This is a genomic window from Mesorhizobium sp. M7A.F.Ca.CA.002.09.1.1 (genome assembly GCF_003998555.1).
Taxonomy (GTDB): Bacteria; Pseudomonadota; Alphaproteobacteria; order Rhizobiales; family Rhizobiaceae; genus Mesorhizobium; species Mesorhizobium ciceri.
In genome coordinates this window covers 1-1,937 of record NZ_RZRR01000986.1, presented here as the reverse complement: position 1 = coordinate 1,937, position 1,937 = coordinate 1, and the positions used below count along the sequence as shown (strand labels likewise).

Below are 1,937 nucleotides of genomic sequence, written 5' to 3'. Positions count from 1 at the left end.
TTCGAGATGCTCTGGATGGAAAATGCCTGGTCGGCATCGCCGGCCATCAGCACGCGGCCGTCATTGGTGACCGCCGCGATGCCGAACTTCTTCGGATCGACCTTGCCCAGCTGCGGAATGTAGGAAGCGACGTCGCCGCGATCGGTGCGCTCGGCCATTTCGGCGGCGACTTCGGCCAATGCCCGATCAAGTTTGGGGGCCTGTTCAAGTTCCGGCATGGTGCTACCTCAACCAGCGTTCGATGCGCACCATTGCCTCGACCATGTCGTCGTGGCTGCCGGCGTAGGAGAAACGCATGGTCCGGTGCCCAGCCTGAGTGTCGAAGTCGCGGCCGGGCGTTGCTGCAACATGCGCCTCGGCCAGCATCTTTCGCGCGAAGGCCATGCTGTCATTGGTATGCCTGGTGACGTCACAGAACGCATAAAAGGCGCCGTCCATGGGCGCCGCCAGCGGAAAGCCGAGTTCCGGCAGGCGTTTCATCAAGAGCTCGCGATTCCAGGCGTAGCGGCCTTTTACCGCCTCCAGTTCCTCGGTCGCCCTGAACGCTTCGATCGCGGCAATCTGCGATAGCTCCGGCGGCGAGATGTAGAGGCTCTGGGCGACGCGCTCGACCGGCCGCACCAGTTCCTGCGGCAGCACCATCCAGCCGATTCGCCAGCCGGTCATGCAGTAATATTTGGAGAAGGAATTGATCACCGTCACATCGCCGCCATAGGCAAGTGCCGTGGTGTCGGGGGCGGCATAGGCCAGCCGGTGATAGATTTCGTCGGAGATGACGGCGATGCCGAGGTCCTGTGCCGTCCTTACCAGAGCCGCCAGTTCATCGGCTGGTATGACCGCGCCGGTTGGATTGGCGGGACTGGCGAAGAGAACGCCTTTCAGCGGCTTTTCACGATGCGCGGCTTCCAAATGGCCGGCATGCAGGTAGGCGGCGTCGCCGAGCTCGATCTCGACCACCTCTATGCCGAGTGCGGCCATGATGTTGCGGTAGGCAGGGTAACCGGGTGCCGCGATGGCGACGCGGTCACCCCGATCGAACATCGCCAGGAAGGCAAGATTGAAGGCGGCCGGCGATCCGGTGGTCACCGCGATCCGGCCGGGCTCGATATCAAGCCCATAGTGATCGGCGTAGTGTCCGGCTATCGCCTTGCGCAAACCTGCCAGTCCGAGCGCGTCGGTGTAGCCGATGCGCCCATCCTGCAGCGCCTTGGCTGCTGCGGCGCGAACCAGAACCGGTGCGGGATCGGAGGGTTGGCCGACGGCCATCGAAACAACCGGCACGCCCTGGGACTTCAGCCGGTTTGCCTCTGCCAGAATGTCCATCGCATGGAAGGGCTCGACATTGCCGCGGCGTGAGAGCGAAACGACCATTTAACCAGTATTCCCGATGACTGACGGCGCCAGGCACTGGCGCATGTGCCGCACAAATGCCCGATTGATGTGAGGATCACAAGTTGAGGAAGTTTCCGGCGCCGACTTTTCATCTTTCGCCCGCTCGTCTACCAGTGGACACATCATGTTGAGCCGACCCAGATCGACGATTGCCCAGGCAGCGCGCGTCTTCGCGACGCTTTCGCTTGGCGTTGCCGTTGCAATGTCGAGCTCGGTCAGCGCCTTCGCCCAGAACGTGCCGGTGGTGCGCGACGCCGAGATCGAGGCGCTGGTGCGCGATTACGCGCGGCCGATCTTCAGGGCGGCCGGCCTGGCGAATGACGGCATCGACATCGTCCTGGTCAACGACCAGAGTTTCAACGCCTTCGTCACCGGGCGTCGGCTGTTCATCAACACCGGCGCGCTGATGACGGCTGAAACGCCCAACGAGATCATCGGCGTCATCGCGCACGAAGCCGGTCATATTGCCGGCGGCCACCAGCAGAAGCTGCGCGACCAGCTCGAACGAGCCAAGACGATGGCCGTCATCGCGACATTGCTTGGCG

The 1,937-nt window shown here is 63.1% G+C and carries 3 protein-coding genes; 1 reads left to right on the top strand and 2 read right to left on the bottom strand.

The annotated features are described in order from the left end of the window. Both EN994_RS29260 and EN994_RS29255 read right to left on the bottom strand, forming a co-directional pair. The coding region (locus EN994_RS29260) for a glutaminase (RefSeq protein ID WP_206530527.1) at positions 1-218 on the bottom strand (218 nt) is incomplete at its 3' end. Between the two features lie 4 nt (positions 219-222). Further along, complete coding sequence (locus tag EN994_RS29255; RefSeq protein ID WP_063168093.1) at positions 223-1,371, bottom strand: aminotransferase class I/II-fold pyridoxal phosphate-dependent enzyme; 1,149 nt, start codon at positions 1,369-1,371, stop codon at positions 223-225. A 145-nt stretch (positions 1,372-1,516) separates the two neighbouring features. Between EN994_RS29255 and EN994_RS29250 the strand changes: the two genes are divergently transcribed. Next, on the top strand, positions 1,517-1,937 hold a 421-nt coding region (locus EN994_RS29250), incomplete at its 3' end, for a M48 family metalloprotease (RefSeq protein ID WP_206530526.1).

Coding starts and splice junctions, on each gene's coding strand:
- EN994_RS29255 (WP_063168093.1), bottom strand. CDS start 1,371: ATGGTCGTTTCGCTCTCACGCCGCGGCAATGTCGAGCCCTTCCATGCG.